The following is a 270-nucleotide window of genomic DNA, read 5'->3' on the forward strand; positions in this document are numbered from 1 at the left end:
TGTCGGTGGTGGCGTTGAGGATGGTGGTGAAGACGTGTTCCTGGTCGGGCCACCGCTCCCCCAGCACGCGCAGCGCCGTGATCCGTACGTAGATGTCGGTGTCGGTGGTGGCGTTGAGGACGGTGGTGAGAGTCTGTTCCTGGTCGGGCCACCGCTCCCCCAGCACGCGCAGCGCAGCTTCCCGTACGTTGGCGTCGGTGTCGGTGGTGGCGTTGAGGACGGTGGTGAGAGTCTGTTCCTGGTCGGGCCACCGCTCCCCCAGCACGCGCA

General features: G+C 67.4%; 1 protein-coding gene. It reads right to left on the reverse strand.

Going from position 1 to position 270, the window contains the following annotated elements; all coding sequences use genetic code 11:
• Positions 1-270, reverse strand: a 270-nt coding sequence (locus Q0994_RS34010; RefSeq protein ID WP_299542615.1) for a HEAT repeat domain-containing protein, incomplete at both ends; no start/stop codon positions are given.

Origin of the sequence: uncultured Streptomyces sp. (genome assembly GCF_947488945.1) — a bacterium.
Lineage (GTDB): Bacteria > Actinomycetota > Actinomycetes > Streptomycetales > Streptomycetaceae > Streptomyces.